The 13995-nt window shown below is 71.8% G+C and carries 13 protein-coding genes; 6 read left to right on the top strand and 7 right to left on the bottom strand.

All coding sequences use genetic code 11. The annotated features are described in order from the left end of the window. The first annotated feature begins 113 nt into the window (after positions 1-113). Positions 114-1901, top strand: a complete 1788-nt coding sequence (locus ACZ6S4_RS05820) for a carbohydrate-binding module family 20 domain-containing protein (RefSeq protein WP_465473786.1) — start codon at positions 114-116, stop codon at positions 1899-1901. 49 nt (positions 1902-1950) lie between these two features. Here ACZ6S4_RS05820 and ACZ6S4_RS05825 read toward each other — a convergent pair whose 3' ends face one another. The 4 genes from ACZ6S4_RS05825 to ACZ6S4_RS05840 all read right to left on the bottom strand — a co-directional run bounded on the left by ACZ6S4_RS05825 (position 1951) and on the right by ACZ6S4_RS05840 (position 6560). Beyond that, positions 1951-2838 carry a 2-hydroxyacid dehydrogenase gene (locus tag ACZ6S4_RS05825; RefSeq protein ID WP_465473787.1) on the bottom strand — a complete coding sequence of 296 codons (888 nt, stop codon included), beginning with the start codon at positions 2836-2838 and terminating at the stop codon, positions 1951-1953. A 137-nt stretch (positions 2839-2975) separates the two neighbouring features. Beyond that, on the bottom strand, positions 2976-4583 hold the full coding sequence (locus tag ACZ6S4_RS05830) for an alpha/beta fold hydrolase (protein ID WP_465473788.1): 1608 nt from the start codon (positions 4581-4583) through the stop codon (positions 2976-2978). 31 nt (positions 4584-4614) lie between these two features. Next, positions 4615-6045: an extracellular solute-binding protein gene (locus tag ACZ6S4_RS05835; protein WP_465473789.1), complete on the bottom strand. Its 1431-nt coding sequence runs from the start codon at positions 6043-6045 to the stop codon at positions 4615-4617. Further along, positions 6042-6560: an RNA polymerase sigma factor gene (locus ACZ6S4_RS05840; RefSeq protein WP_465473790.1), complete on the bottom strand. Its 519-nt coding sequence runs from the start codon at positions 6558-6560 to the stop codon at positions 6042-6044. Before ACZ6S4_RS05840 ends, ACZ6S4_RS05835 begins: the two co-directional genes overlap by 4 nt. 180 nt (positions 6561-6740) lie before the next feature. Here ACZ6S4_RS05840 and ACZ6S4_RS05845 point away from each other — a divergent pair, with 180 nt between their 5' ends. Next, the gene (locus ACZ6S4_RS05845; RefSeq protein ID WP_465473791.1) at positions 6741-7112 is read left to right on the top strand and encodes a hypothetical protein; all 372 of its coding nucleotides are present in this window, start codon (positions 6741-6743) and stop codon (positions 7110-7112) included. Positions 7113-7119: 7 nt separating this feature from the next. Here the strand turns inward: ACZ6S4_RS05845 and ACZ6S4_RS05850 are convergent, their stop codons facing one another. Then, positions 7120-7611: a helix-turn-helix domain-containing protein gene (locus tag ACZ6S4_RS05850; protein WP_465473792.1), complete on the bottom strand. Its 492-nt coding sequence runs from the start codon at positions 7609-7611 to the stop codon at positions 7120-7122. Here ACZ6S4_RS05850 and ACZ6S4_RS05855 point away from each other — a divergent pair. Further along, positions 7603-8088 carry a carbohydrate ABC transporter permease gene (locus tag ACZ6S4_RS05855; protein WP_465473793.1) on the top strand — a complete coding sequence of 162 codons (486 nt, stop codon included), beginning with the start codon at positions 7603-7605 and terminating at the stop codon, positions 8086-8088. The two genes, ACZ6S4_RS05850 and ACZ6S4_RS05855, sit on opposite strands and share 9 nt — an antisense overlap. Before the next feature lie 1190 nt (positions 8089-9278). On the opposite strand, the gene ACZ6S4_RS05860 is transcribed toward ACZ6S4_RS05855, so the two are convergent. Then, positions 9279-9842, bottom strand: coding sequence for an alpha/beta fold hydrolase (locus ACZ6S4_RS05860; protein ID WP_465473794.1), 564 nt, complete (start codon positions 9840-9842; stop codon positions 9279-9281). 82 nt (positions 9843-9924) lie between these two features. Beyond that, positions 9925-11388 (bottom strand): serine hydrolase domain-containing protein, encoded by a 1464-nt coding sequence (locus ACZ6S4_RS05865; protein ID WP_465473795.1) that lies wholly within the window; start codon positions 11386-11388, stop codon positions 9925-9927. An 85-nt stretch (positions 11389-11473) separates the two neighbouring features. Between ACZ6S4_RS05865 and ACZ6S4_RS05870 the strand changes: the two genes are divergently transcribed. From ACZ6S4_RS05870 to ACZ6S4_RS05880, 3 genes are all read left to right on the top strand, one after another. After that, positions 11474-12571, top strand: a complete 1098-nt coding sequence (locus tag ACZ6S4_RS05870) for a sensor histidine kinase (protein WP_465473796.1) — start codon at positions 11474-11476, stop codon at positions 12569-12571. Beyond that, positions 12568-13221, top strand: a complete 654-nt coding sequence (locus tag ACZ6S4_RS05875; RefSeq protein ID WP_465473797.1) for a response regulator — start codon at positions 12568-12570, stop codon at positions 13219-13221. Before ACZ6S4_RS05870 ends, ACZ6S4_RS05875 begins: the two co-directional genes overlap by 4 nt. A gap of 61 nt (positions 13222-13282) precedes the next feature. Beyond that, entirely contained in the window at positions 13283-13873 is a 591-nt protein-coding gene (locus tag ACZ6S4_RS05880; RefSeq protein WP_465473798.1) for a DinB family protein, read from the top strand. Positions 13874-13995 lie beyond the last annotated feature (122 nt).

Genomic DNA, 13995 nt, shown 5'->3' on the forward strand with positions numbered 1-13995 from the left:
GAGAGCGGTCGCTTTACCGGCGGGAAACACCCTGATAACTTTCCGGCACTTGCGCAAGAAGTTTCACGGTGCCGTCCCCCGCCGTACCGCTCTCGCGTCCCCTGGAGGTCTCCATGCGTACCCGTCAGGTCCTCGCCGCCGCGACGACCGCCGTCCTGGCCACGGCCCTGCTGGCCGTCGGCGTCGTCCGCAACGCCGAGAACGCCGAGGCCTCCACCGCCTCGCCCGGCGCCAAGGACGTCATCGTGCACCTCTTCGAGTGGCCGTGGGCCTCGGTCGCGAACGAGTGCACGACCACGCTGGGCCCCAAGGGCTTCGGCGGCGTGCAGGTCTCCCCGCCCCAGGAACACGTGGTGCTGCCCGGCAGCGGCTATCCGTGGTGGCAGGACTATCAGCCGGTCAGCTATCAGCTCACCACCCGCCGCGGCGACCGCAACGCCTTCGCGAGCATGGTCCAGACCTGCCACGCCGCGGGCGTCAAGATCTACGTCGACGCGGTCGTCAACCACATGGCCGGCGGCGCGTCCACCGGCACCGGCAGCGGCGGCAACGGCTACAGCCACTACGCGTACCCGGCTGTGCCCTACGGCAACGACGACTTCCACCACTGCGGGCGCAACGGCAACGACGACATCGCCAACTACGGCGACAAGTGGGAGGTGCAGAACTGCGAGCTGGTCGACCTGTCCGACCTGAAGACCGAGTCCTCGTACGTGCGCGGCAAGCTCACCGCGTACCTCAACGACCTGGTCGGCCTGGGCGTCGACGGCTTCCGGGTGGACGCGGCCAAGCACATGCCGGCCGGCGACATGTCGGCGTTCATCGCGCCGGTCACCGGCGACCCGTACGTCTTCTCCGAGGTGATCGAGGGCGGCTCCGGTGAGCCCACGCCGGAGGAGTACGCCGGCTTCGGCGACGTGACCGAGTTCCGCTACGGCGACGTGGTGGGCGGCTCGTTCCAGAACGGCAACCTGGCCAACCTCAACAACCTGGCGAGCTCGATGCGGCTCGGCTCCGGTGACGCGGTGGCCTTCGTGGACAACCACGACACCCAGCGCAACGGCCGGGCCAAGCTGACCTACAAGAACGGTTCCGCGTACGCGCTCGCCGAGGCCTTCATGATCGCCTGGCCGTACGGTGTCCCGCAGGTCATGTCCAGCTTCACCTTCTCCGGGCCCGACGCCGGGCCGCCCACCGCGAGCAACGGCATCACCAACCAGGTGAGCTGCGGCAACGGCTGGGAGTGCGAACACCGCTGGCGCACGACGGCCAACATGGTCGCGCTGCGCAACACGGCCGCCGGCGCCGGCGTCACCAACTGGTGGAGCAACGGCTCGAACCAGATCGCGTTCGGCCGCGGCAACACCGGTTACGTGGCGTTCAACCGTTCCGGCTCGGCGCTGACCCGTACCTTCCAGACCTCGCTGCCGGCCGGGACCTACTGCGACGTGATGGCCGGGGACCTGTCCGGCGGCTCGTGCACCGGGCCGGCGTACACGGTGAACAGCAGCGGCCAGGTCACCGCGACCGTCGGCGCCAACGCCGCGCTCGCTCTGCACACCAACGCCCGTACCAGTGGAACCGGCACGCCGCCGCCGGGCTGCACGACGGCGGCGACGACCTTCGCGGCGACCGTCAGCACCACCTTCGGCCAGAACGTCTTCGTCACCGGCAACACGGCCGCGCTGGGCAACTGGAACCCGGCGAACGCGGTCGCGCTGTCCTCGGCGACGTACCCGGTCTGGCGGGCCACGGTGTCGCTGCCGGGCAACACGGCGGTGGAGTACAAGTACATCAAGAAGGAAGGGTCGGCCGTGGTCTGGGAGAGCGACCCGAACCGTACGCGGACCACCGCCGCCGCGTCACCGTGCACGGCGACCTGGACCGACACCTGGCGCTGACGACCCCGGCCGCCGCTGCCCGCATCCGTACGGGTGGCGGCGGCCGGCCTCAGGACCGCAGCACCACGTTGACCGGCTCGGCCCCGGACAGCAGGAGATCCAGCTGCCGCCGCACCAGCCGGGCCACCCGCGGCAGCATGGCGCTGGACATACCCCCGGCGTGCGGGCTGATCAGCACGTTGGGCAGCCGGAACAGCTCATGACCGGCCGGCAGCGGCTCCGGATCGGTGACGTCGAGGGCGAACCGGAGCCGCCCGGACCGGGCCTCCCGCAGAATCGCGGCGGTGTCCGCCACCCGGCCGCGCGCCACGTTCACGACGATCGCACCGTCGGGCAGCGCGGCGAGGAACGCGGCGTCCACGAGATGCACGGTGTCCTCGGTCAGCGGCACCCCGACGACGACCACCTCGCAGGTGGGCAGCAGCTCCGGCAGTTCCGCGATGCCGTGCACACCCTCGCGGGCGGTACGCGCCACCCGTACGAGATCAACCTCGAACGGCGCCAGCCGGGCCTCGACCGCCTGCCCGACCCCGCCCTGCCCGAGCACCAGCACCCGCCGGTCGGCCAGGCTCGGATACCAGTCGGGCGCGATCGGCCCGGCGGCCCGGACGTAATCCGGGATGCCCCGCTGCGCGGCGAGCAGCAGCGCGAGGGCCAGCTCGGCGGTGGAGGTCTCGTGCACCCCGCGGGCGTTGGCGTAGACATGCCCGGGCGGCAACGCCTCGGCAACGCCGTCGTAGCCGAGATACTGCGCCTGCACCAACCGGGTCCGTACCCCGGCCAGCCGGCGCAGGTGCTCGTTGCCCGGAATGTACGGCACGACCACGAGATCGATGTCCTCCTGCGGCGCGGGACCGGTCATGTCCCAGCGCAGCAGGTCCACTCCGGGCGGCACGTCACCGAGCGCCTCGGCGAGCCGGTCGTCCGGCAGACTCACCCGTAACCCGGTGCCCACCCGTCCTGGTGCATCCACCTGTCACTACCCTCCGGCGACGTAGGTTCTGGTCGGTCGCCATTATCGCCGTGGACCGACGGCGGGAGGGCGGGCAGTGGATGCCGGCCCTCCTCATCCCCCTACCGGACCGCGGTCGGCACCGTCGACGGCTCCCACGTCGGCGGGCTCGCCGCGATCGCGTCCCGGAGCGTGGCGAACCGGGACCCGGAGGCCGGCGCCCCGGTCACCGTCGCCACCGCGAAGCGCACCAGCCGCTCCCGGACATGGGCCACGTTGGCCGGACCGTGCTCGTTCTCCGAGTGCGGACCGCGGACCAGCGCCAGTTCCGCCCGGCCACCGGCCCGCCTGTACGCGCTGAACGACGCCAGCGGGCCCTGGTACTCGTCCCAGGCGCCCTGGGCGATGAATGTCGCCGGCCAGTCACCCATGCCCGCCAGGGGCTCGCTGGTGGGCGCGTAGATGAAGTGGTTCACCTCCGCCTGCGCGGCCGCGTAGATGAGGTCGCCCGGGTCGAAGAACGGGAAGCCCCACTGGGCGGAGAGCAGGAGCGCGCCGCGGATGTTGCGGTGTCCCCACGGCTCGGAGCAGGGCCGGCCCGGCGTGTCGAGCGCGCACCAGCGGTGCAGGTTCGCGTTCATCGCCCACTGGGTCGCGTACGCGCCCTGGCTGGCCCCGCCCAGCAGGATCGGCATGGTCCGGGCCAGGTTACCGCCGCCGAGAATCCGACGGACCGCGTCGGCGCCCGTACGGGTGGTGCCGTCCGGGCCGAGCGCCCGCAGGCCGGTGCCGTCCTGCAGGGCGTCCACCATGCGCAGCATGTCCAGGCCCTGTTGCAGGGTGTTGTCCGCGCTGAGGCCGCCGGAGACGCCGTGCCCGCGCTTGTCGACGGTCAGCACGTCGAAGCCGGCCCGGTGCAGCGCGAGCAGGTACTCGCGCCACTGCCGCGCACCCCATTTCTCCGTGCCCCGCGACGGGTAGCTCACGCCCAGGTACGCCCCCGTGGCGTCCTTGGTGTAGAGCGGGTCGGCGGGGTCCTGCACGGCCGTCGTCTCGATGGTCCGGCCGCCGAGCAGGACAGCCAGCGCGCGGACCCGCCGACCACCGGGCGCGCTCACGCCGGGGCCGCGCAGGTACCAGCCGCGCAGCCGGACCGGCTCGGTGATACCGCGGTTGATCACCTCGTACGGCTCGGCGGGCACGGTGAACTCGACGGTGGAGGTGCTCTTCTCCGCGGCGGCGATGCCTTCGGAGTACGGCGCGCGGCTGAAGTACGCGGGCCGGCGGATGTCGGCCAGGTCGACCCGGGCCGCGAACGGGTCGATGGCACCGGTGGGGTCCTCGAGGCCGGTGGACCGGAACTGCCCGGGCTCGTAGCCGGCCACGTCGGACAGCGCCGAGCAGGGTGGCGCCGCGCGGCACTCCTCGAGCCGGCGCTGTGCGGCCGCGAACGAGAACTCGCGCACCCGGTAGTCGCCGGAGTAGCCGGCCGGCGCGGGCGTGAGCTGGCTGAACGGCACGCAGACGCGTCCCAGCTCGCGGTCCGGGACGGCATAGCCCGGCATCGCCTCGTTGTGCGGGTAGCCGACCTGCGCCGTGCAGTCGGTCGGCGGCGCGGCGGCGTTCTCGTCCGGCGGTGACCCGTACGCCGGGGCGGGCAGGGAGAACGCAAGGGTCAGGGCGAGCAGGACGCCGGTCGTCGCGGCGATCCGGGCATGCGGAATCAGCACAGGTGCCTCCCGTGAACGGTGGTGGTGGTGGTCAGCGGGTCGCGGCCATGACGGCCACGAACTGGTCGGGGGTGATCTCGAGCCGGAAGAGCCGTTCGGTCTGGTCGAGGAGCTCGCCGGCGACGCCCGAGGGCAGGGCCTGGTCCCAGACGAGGGTGAACGTGGGCGCGTCGGCGGCGAGCCGGTGGGTGAAGCGGGCGAAGTCGGCGTGCGGGTGGGCGGCCAGCCGCGGTTCCAGGTCGCGGACCGCCGGCACCTCGCCGGCCTGGAGCAGGCCGTCCAGGTACGCGTCCGACGTCACGGTCCGCAGCAGGAAGTCCACCGCGTCCGTCCGGTACGGGCTCTGCGCGTCGACGGTGAGGTAGTTGGCCGGTACGCCGACGAGGGCGGCGGGATCACCGATGCCCCCGGCCACCCGGGGGAACGGCACCCAGCCCAGGTCACGGGTCGCGAACGCGGAGTCGGCGCGCAGCTGGTTGCCGTACTCCCAGCTGCCCATGACCTGCATGGCTGCCTGGCCGGTGGCGAGCGCCTGGGACGCGGCCCCGGACTCGTAGCCCGTCACGTCGGCCGCCGGGCCGAACGCGCCACGGTTCACCAGGTCCCGCACCAGCGTGGCCGCCTGCTTGAGGGCAGGGTCCCGCCAGGCGCCCGGTCGTCCGGCGGCGATGTCGGCGAACACGCCCGAGCCGCCGATCCGGTCGGTGAGGTAGGCGAGGTACATCAGGGCGGGCCAGCGCTCGCTGCCGCCCAGCGCGATCGGCGTGATGTCCCTGCCGCGAAAGGTGTCCACCGCGGTGAGCAGCTCGGTGTAGGTCCGCGGTGGGTCGAGGCCGGCGTCGGCGAACACTTTCTTGTTGTAGAAGAGCATGACCGGCTGGACCCCGGTCATCGGCAGGCCGTACAGCAGGTTGTCGACCTTGGCCCCTTCGAGCACGCAGGGCAGCAGCACGTCGGACAGCTCGGGCCGCTCGGCCACGGCGTCGGTGAGGTCGGTGGCGTGGCCGGCCCGGACCTGCTCGGTGAGGCTCGCGCCGCCCCAGTTCTCGTACACGTCCGGCGCCGGGTCCGGCCACGGCCCGGCCATCACCCGCTTGTAGGCGTCGTTGCCGAAGGTGGACAGCTCCACGCGTACGTCCGAGCGGTCGTTGAAGGCGCCGATGCGGTCGCGCAGGCCGGAATTGCGGTCGGCGGTGCCGAGCGTCCACAGGTGGATGATGCCGGTGTGCGGCGTGGCCGGGGTCGTGCGCAGGCCGAGGCGCGGGCCCGCCACCGCCACCACTGTGGCCAGCGCGACGAGTGCGGCGGCCGCGCCGGTGACCATCCGTACGCGACGCCGGCGGCGGGCGAAGCGTCGCCGGACCGTGCCGACCGCGTCGGCCGGGGCGCCGGGCAGCGCGGTCGCGGCCTGGGCCAGCGTGACGGCGAGCCGCCGGGCGAGCATGTCGTCGTCGGTGTTCATGGCGTCATCCTCAGCATCCAGTCGTGGCCGGGCTCCGCGTCCGCCCGGGCGCGCAGATGCTGCCGCAGCGCGCGCAGCGCCCGGGTGTAGCGGCTGGACACCGTGCCGCGCGGCTCGCCGGACATCGCGGCGATCTCGTCGAACGTGTACCGGAACAGCACGTGCAGCACGACCACGGTCCGCTCCGGCTTGCCCAGCGCGTGCAACGCGTCCCACAGCGCCGGGTCGGTGACCCGCCGGTGGGCCGGGTCCTCGCCGTCACGGTCGGCGATGGTCGACGGCACCTCGCGCCGCCAGCGCCGCCACCGGCTGACGTTGCGGGTCACGATGACGCGCCGGGCGTACGCCTCGGGGTCGGTACGCACCGAGGCCCAGCGCCGCCACACCTCCACGACGGCGACCTGGGCCAGGTCGTCGGCCTCGGCCGCGCTGCCGCAGACGAGGTACGCGAATCGGCGCAGCGAGTCCAGCCGGGTACGCGCGAACTCGTCGGCGTCGTCCGCTTCGGCGCTCATCAGCCACCTCCTCGCCGAGCAGACGCTCACCGTGGTCGATGTGCTGCCTCGGCGGGTGTCGGGTAGCCGACAGTTGCCGGCGCCGCACACCCTGTCCGATCGAGATCAGTCTTTGCCGATCACGATGGAACGCGTGGGTAGCTTCGCACTCCGCCCACCCGACCCCTGGAGGACGAAGACATGGCCGAGATGGACATTGCCCTCAAGGACGCCATGACCATCGACGGCGCCATCGGCGTAGCGCTGGTCGACCACACCAGTGGCATGGCGCTGGGCATCGCGGGCGGCACCCGCGACTTCGACCTCAACGTGGCCGCGGCCGGCAACACCGACGTCGTCCGGTCCAAGCTGCGCGCGATGGAGCTGTTGGGCATCCAGGAGCAGATCGAGGACATCCTGATCACGCTGGAGAGCCAGTACCACCTGATCCGGCCGCTGACCGCGCGCTCCGGGCACGGGCTGTTCCTCTACCTGTCGCTGGACCGCTCGCGGGCCAACCTCGCGATGGCCCGCCACCACCTGCGCCGCATCGAGAACCTGCTCAACGTCTAGAAACCGCTCACGGGGACCAGGAGCGCAGGCCCACCGAATTGTGGGTGAAGCGCGACCGGTGCACCGACGCGCTCAGGCCGTAGTGGGCGCGGAACCGCCGGGCGAAGCAGGTCTGGTCCGGCCAGCCGACCGACTCGCCGATCCGGCTGACCGCGTCGGTGTGCAGCAGCCGGGCCGCCGCCAGCTCCACGCGGTGCCGCGACAGGTACGCCATCGGCGGCAGGCCGGTCGCCGACTTGAACAGCCGGACCAGGTAGCCGGGCGCCAGGTGCAGCGCCTCCGCGAGCTCGGTGAGCGTCCACTGGTGGGGTGGGCGGGCCTCCATCATCCGCATGGCGTCGACGACCGGGGGGTGGGTGTGCCCGGTCCCGGCATCGACCCCGTCGACGACCGCCCGGGCGAGGCAGCTGAGGAAGAGCGAGAGGCGCCCGATGATGTCGCCGCGGTGCCGGCTCACCGGCCGGGAGCGGAGCTGGTCGAGCGCGTCCAGGTGCTGCACGCATTCGGCGAGCAGCTCCGGGCCGAGCCGGGCGATCAGGATGCCGCGCCGCTGGTCGGAGTACGGCCCGGTCCAGAGCAGGTGGCCCAGCAGCGGGTCGGCCCTGGTCCTGGCGAGCTCGCGTTGCAGCAGCTCGGTGGAGTAGCCATCGCGACGATCCCCCGGGAACTGGACGAGGCGGCGGTGATCGACGGCGCGGGCCCGGTCCGGCTGTTCCGGGTCATCTTCCCGCTGCTGCGCCCGGTGACCGTGACGGTCCTGCTGGTCCAGTCGGTCTTCGTCTACAACGACTTCGTGAACCCGCTGTACTTCCTGCCGGGTGAGCAGAACGCGACCGTGCAGCTGACGCTGGACAACGTCAACAGCCAGTTCAACACGCAGTACAACCTGCTGTTCATGGACATCCTGCTGATCATGTTCCTGGCCTTCAACCGCCAGATCGTGGCCGGCATGACAGCCGGCGCGGTGAAAGGCTGAGCGCTCACCCGGCTTGTCATCACGTCGGGCAGCCGGATGTCCTCCGCCGGACGCTGCGAGCTGACCCGGTGGGCGGCTCGCAGCGTCGCGGTGGCATGACGAGGCGGTCCCGTCGGTCGCTCAGGACGCGGGCGGGATCTGGACGCCGACGACGAGGCCGCCGGTGGTGGCCGGTTCCCCGGCCGATGCGGTGGGATCGGCCGGCGTGGTCGCCGTGGGGCCGGGTGCCGCCGTCGCCGGGGTGCCGGCATCGGTCTCGGCCGGCTCGGCGGTCGGAGCCGCCGTCGGCTCACCGGTCGGACCCGTGGCGGGCTCATCGGTCGGACCCGCCGTCGGCCCATCCGTCGGACCCGCCGTCGGACCCGTTGTCGGCTCAGCCGTCGGACCCGTCGTGGGACCGTCCGTCGGACCCGCCGTCGGCTCACCGGTCCGACCCGTGGCGGGCTCATCGGTCGGACCCGTCGTCGGCTCAACCGTCGGACCCGTCGTCGGCTCAACCGTCGGACCCGCCGTCGGCCCATCCGTCGGACCCGCCGTCGGCTCAACCGTCGGACCCGCCGTCGGCTCAACCGTCGGACCCGCCGTCGGCCCATCCGTCGGACCCGTTGTGGGACTGTCCGTCGGACCCGTCGTCGGGGCAGGCGTCGGAGCGGTCGTGGGTTCGGTGGCCGGGCCGGTGGGCGCTGGCGTGGGGCCGCCGGTGGCAGGTGGTTGCTGGCCACTGCCGAGCAGGCCACCGAGCGGGCCGCCCGGCGTCCACGGCCAGAGCAGGTGGCCGTGGAAGATGATGATCAGGGTGCCGGTGAGGCTGCCCGACGCCTGGTCCGGGCAGGACGCGACCAGGCCGGCGGCCGGGGCCGGAGCGCAGGCCGTGGTGCCCTGCGTGCCGGCCGGCCCGGTGTCGTCCTGGGCGAGCACCGCCGAAGCCGGGCCCAGCGCCATCGCCACACCGGTCGCGAGGCCCGTTCCCGCCAGGGTCAGGCTCCTGATTCCGCTTTTCATGACAATCCCTTCGAGGAGGTGGTCGGACCCGCCCAGCACAGCACCGCAAGGGTGCGGGCCCGGCCATTCCCAAGAACCGGCTACGAATTTCTCCGGGCGCGCCCACAGCTGTGGCTCCTGGGATGCGATGGGCAGAGAGGCAGTGACCGGCCGGCGCGGTGAGGAGCCGGCTCAGACCCATGTGCGGGTCACGGCGACGAGGCGTGCCGCCACCGCGCCCGGATCGACGAGCTGGTGCAGGTGGCCGCCGGGCAGGTGGTCCACCGCCCAGCCGCGTTCCCGCGCGTCCCCGGCCATGAGGTCATAGGGCGGCCCGAAGAGCAGATAGCCGCACGGCAGGTCGTCCCACCCGGCGGGCACGGGGATCCGCTGCTCGTAGTAGCTCGGTGCCGCAGTTGGGCCAGGCGCTCGGGTGTCGCGGCGGGCGAGGAGCCGGCGCGGGCCGGCAGCCGGGCGTCGACGAACAGGCACCCGGCGACCGGGCGTCGAGCTGCCTGCACGATGACCGGGACGAGCAGCCCGGCGTCGCTGTGCGCGACCACCACGATGGGCCGGTCCGCGGGCAGCCGATCCACGGCGCCGTTGACCGCATCCGTGACTCGCGGCCAGAACGGGGGGTCGTCGGGTTCGGTCACGTCGGTCAGGGACGGGACTGCGGTCGCCGCGCCGGAGGCGGCCAGCCGGGCAGCCACGGGCGCCCAGGTCAGCGGGCCGAGCAGCAGGCTGTGCACGAGGAGGAACGCGGGATCCACCGGTCCACCTTCGCAGGGAGCGCCGGCTTCGGGGACCAACAGCGCTGTCCGCGGCATCGCTGCCGGGACCGTACCGCGGCCACTATTGAGCAGTCCGGCTGCGTGCGGCCGTCATTGCCTGAGCCGATCGGAACAGGCGTGTGCCGAGGACCGCGGCGCAGCCCGATGTTGTGACGAGGAGCAGGAGCGTGCAGGCCGGATACAGGTAGGCGGCCTGGACCCAGGAGATGTCGCGGCCGCGATAGAGCGTGCTCACCACCTGGTGCAGCCTCAGGAGAAGCATCAGTGGAAGCAGGTACGGCAGCAGTCGGGCGACTGTGGAGGCGTGGCCGAGTCTGTGGTGACGGGCCCAGCGACGCGCGTGTCGGACTCCGCGAAGGGACAGGACCAGCACACCGAGGGCGAGCAGGAGGAGGGCGACGTCGAACCAGATGAGTGGTGCAGGTCCTGCCGGCGCGGACGCCGGCCGGTCCTCGATCAGGGCGATCAGCCGGGCGCCGAGGGCCGGCGCGTCGCCGTACTGGCTGCCGGCGTTCGCCATGACGGCGATGCCGTAACCCTGTGCCGGCAGAAGAGCTTGGTACGCGGTGATGGTGACCAGTCCGCCGGTGTGGTCGATGAGGGGTGCGCCGGACTCGGTTGTGCCGATGTTCCAGCCCAGGCCGTACGAGCTGTGCGCCGGCGGGCGGTGCATGGCGGTGATGGCGGCCGGCGAGACGATCGGCGTGCCGTCGGGGCCACGGCCCTGACTGTTCTGCGTGGTCAACCAGGCGGCCATGTCCCGTGCAGTGCTCAGCACCCCGCCTGATCCGTTGCCGAAGGCCGGCGGTTCGGGAACGGAGAAGGCAACCCCGGCGATCATCCGGTGGCCATGGCTGCCGGACGGAAGTTCGTCGGCGGTGCTGATGGTGCGGCTGCCGGTCATGTCGAGTGGCGTGAAGATGCGCTGCCGGAGGTATACGTCGAAGCTCTGCCCGCTCACCACCTCCACGAGGCGGGCGGCGACCTGATAGTTCGGGTTGTGGTACTCGAAGCGGGACCCCGGGTCCGTGGCCAGTCGGGAGCCACGCATCGACGCGACCGCCTCCCGCAGGGTGTGCGGCGCGGGTCCGCTGAAGGAGCGATACGTCGCGTCGGACATGCCGGAGGTCTGGTCGAGCAGCTGACGCACGGTGATCGCGGCAGCACGGTCGTCGGCCATGGTGAATTCCGGCAGATGATCGCGTACGGGTGCGTCCAGCCGGACCCGGCCGGCCTCCACGAGTTGCATCACGGCGAGCGCGGTCACGGATTTGCTGAGCGAGGCGATGGGCAGGACAGTGCGGTCGGTGACGGTTTCCCCGTCCGCGGTGTGCCCGTATCCGGCCGTGTGCACGACGTCGCGGCCCTGGACGACGGCCACTGCCACCCCCGGTATCCGGGAGACGTCGAGGTACGCCCGGACTACGGCGTCGATCGCGGCGGCGTTCACCACGGCAGCGTGGGCGGGAACGGCCGGAACCGCGGGAACGGTGAACAGCAGGGCAGTGAACAAACGGATCAGCACCGCCCGAGCTTCGGCTGCGACCCGCCCGTTGCGCATCGGACCGTGGTCCGAGGCGCTGCCGTGGCCGCGTCGCTACGGTGGGGCCGTGGTGTTGTGGCGATGGGCGCTGGTCGGAGCCGACGTACCGGTCGCGGCCGCGGTGACGGCTGCAGTGGTGCTGATGAGGCCGGTGTCGGCCTGGTGGGTGTGGTGCCTCGCCGCCCTGCTCGGTCTGCCGTTGACGGTCCGCCGTTGCCGGCCGGTTCCGGTGCTCGCCGTGGTGCTGGCGGCCGGTGGCACGACCGTGATCGTGGGGGTCGGCGCCGAGGTCTCGGTGTACGCGGTGGCGTTCGCGCTGTACCCCGTCGCGCTGTCCTCGGCGCGAGCGGCGTACTGGGCACTCGGCGCGGCTCTCACGGCTGTCCTTGTTCCGGGTCTCGTCGACGCTGTCGTGGCCCGGCTGCCCATGGTTCCGGCTCGCGACGGTGTTGAGTCGTTCACGACCACTCCGCTGGCGGTGGCCGCCTACAGCACCGCGGTCATCGCTGGATCATGGGCACTGGCCTGGGCCGTCCGCAGTCATCGCGGGCACGCCGTCCGGCTCTCGGAGCTGCAGACCGCCCATGCGGTAACTCAGGAACGGCTGCGAATCGCCCGCGACGTCCACGACGTCGTCGGACACAATCTGAGCTTGATCGCGATGAAAGCGGCGGTGGCCGGCCACCTGGAGACCGACCGGCAGGCAGCATTGCATACCATCGAACACGTCAGCCGGGCCGCCCTCGACGAGGTTCGAGCGGTGCTCGGCGGACTGCGCGATACGACACACCCGGCGGACACCGACCTTGAACGGCTCGTCGAGCAGACCCGGGCATCCGGCGTCGCCGTCACCGTCGACCAGGGCGACATGTCGTCACTGCCGGTCGGCCTGCGAGTGTCGGTGCACTGGATCCTGCGGGAAGCGCTGACAAACGTACGCCGTCACGCGCACGCCAGCCGGTGCGAGGTCACCATCACAATGACGCGCGAGGCCCTCGACCTGACAGTCCTGGACGACGGCGTCGCCCGGGCGTCGGCCGGCTCTCCCGGGCACGGCTTACTCGGCATGCGGGAACGGGTCGCACTGCACGGCGGCAGCCTCAGCGCCGGCCGGGAACCACTCGGCGGGTTCGCCGTCCGAGCGACGCTACCGATCCCGACATGACCACCACCCGCCCCCTGCGGGTCTTGCTGGCGGACGACGAGGCACTGTTCCGCCACACGGTCCGCGACCTCATCAACGCGACATCCGGCATGACCGTGACCGCCGAAGCCACCAACGGCTGTGAGGCCGTCACCCTCGCCGCCCGCCACCGCCCCGACGTCGTGTTGATGGACGTCCGGATGCCCGGCTCGGACGGCATCGCCGCCACCGAGCGGATCACGGCTGCCGTCCCCGCACCGCACGTGCTCGTGCTGACGACCTTCGACCTGGACGACCACGTCTACCAGGCACTGCGCGCGGGCGCGAGCGGTTTCATTCTCAAGGACATCACCCCGCCCCGCCTGCTCGACGCGATCCACACGGTCGCCGCCGGCGAAGCACTGCTCGCCCCAAGCGTCACCCGCAGGCTCATCGCCACGTCACTACGCCGCTCCGCTGCCCTCCGCGCCCTCGACGACGTGACGCCACGAGAACGCGACGTGCTCATCCTGGTCACCCGCGGACTCTCCAACGCCGAGATCGAGGCGGCCCTGCACATCAGCCGCGGCACCCTCAAGACACACATCGGGAGTCTGCTGACCAAACTGCAAGCCCGCGACCGGGCGCAGCTGGTGATCGCCGGTTACGAGGCGGGGCTTGCCGACGGCTGACTGTGGTCTTGCAACGACACTTCACACGGACAGCGCGGTCACATGAGGAAGACTGGCCGGCATGGCTGACCTGACCGACCCGAAGACCGCGCTGCACCACTACCTGCAGGCGACTCGCGAAGACCTGATCTGGAAGCTGGACGGGCTCAGTGAACGCGAGGCCAGAATGCCCCGCACCGCGACCGGCAACAACCTGCTGGGAGTCGTCAAGCACTGCCTCAATGTCGAAGCCGGCTACTTCGGGCCCACCTTCGGACGCCAGTTCCCGACGCCCGAGGAGCTGGTCGCGGATCAGGCGTTCGACACCGATCCACAGGCAGACTGGTACGCACGGGAGGACGAGACGAAGGACGGACTGATCGACCTCTATCGCCGCGTCGGGGTCTTCGCGGACCAGACGATCGACCAGCTGCCGCTCGACGCGCCGGGCCGGGTGCCGTGGTGGCGGCCGGGCAGCCCCGAGGTGACCCTGCAGAGGATCATCATCCACGTGACCTGTGACATCGCCCGTCACGCAGGCCACGCCGACATCATGCGCGAGCAGCACGACGGGGCGATCGGCTGGCAGCGCGAGAGCACCAACATTCCGGAGGACCAGGACTGGCCGGCGTACGTCGCCAAGCTGACGAAGCTCGCTGACCAGTTCGAGTAGCCGCCGCCCCACGCTCATATCGGCCGACGCTTGCGCCTGGCTGACGGAACGCTTCCACCTCGATCGTGGTGCGAAGGTCGGGGACTCCGTCGTGCATGGCCACGAAGCGTGACGGCGCGTCG

It is taken from the genome of Actinoplanes sp. NPDC051405, assembly GCF_055586185.1.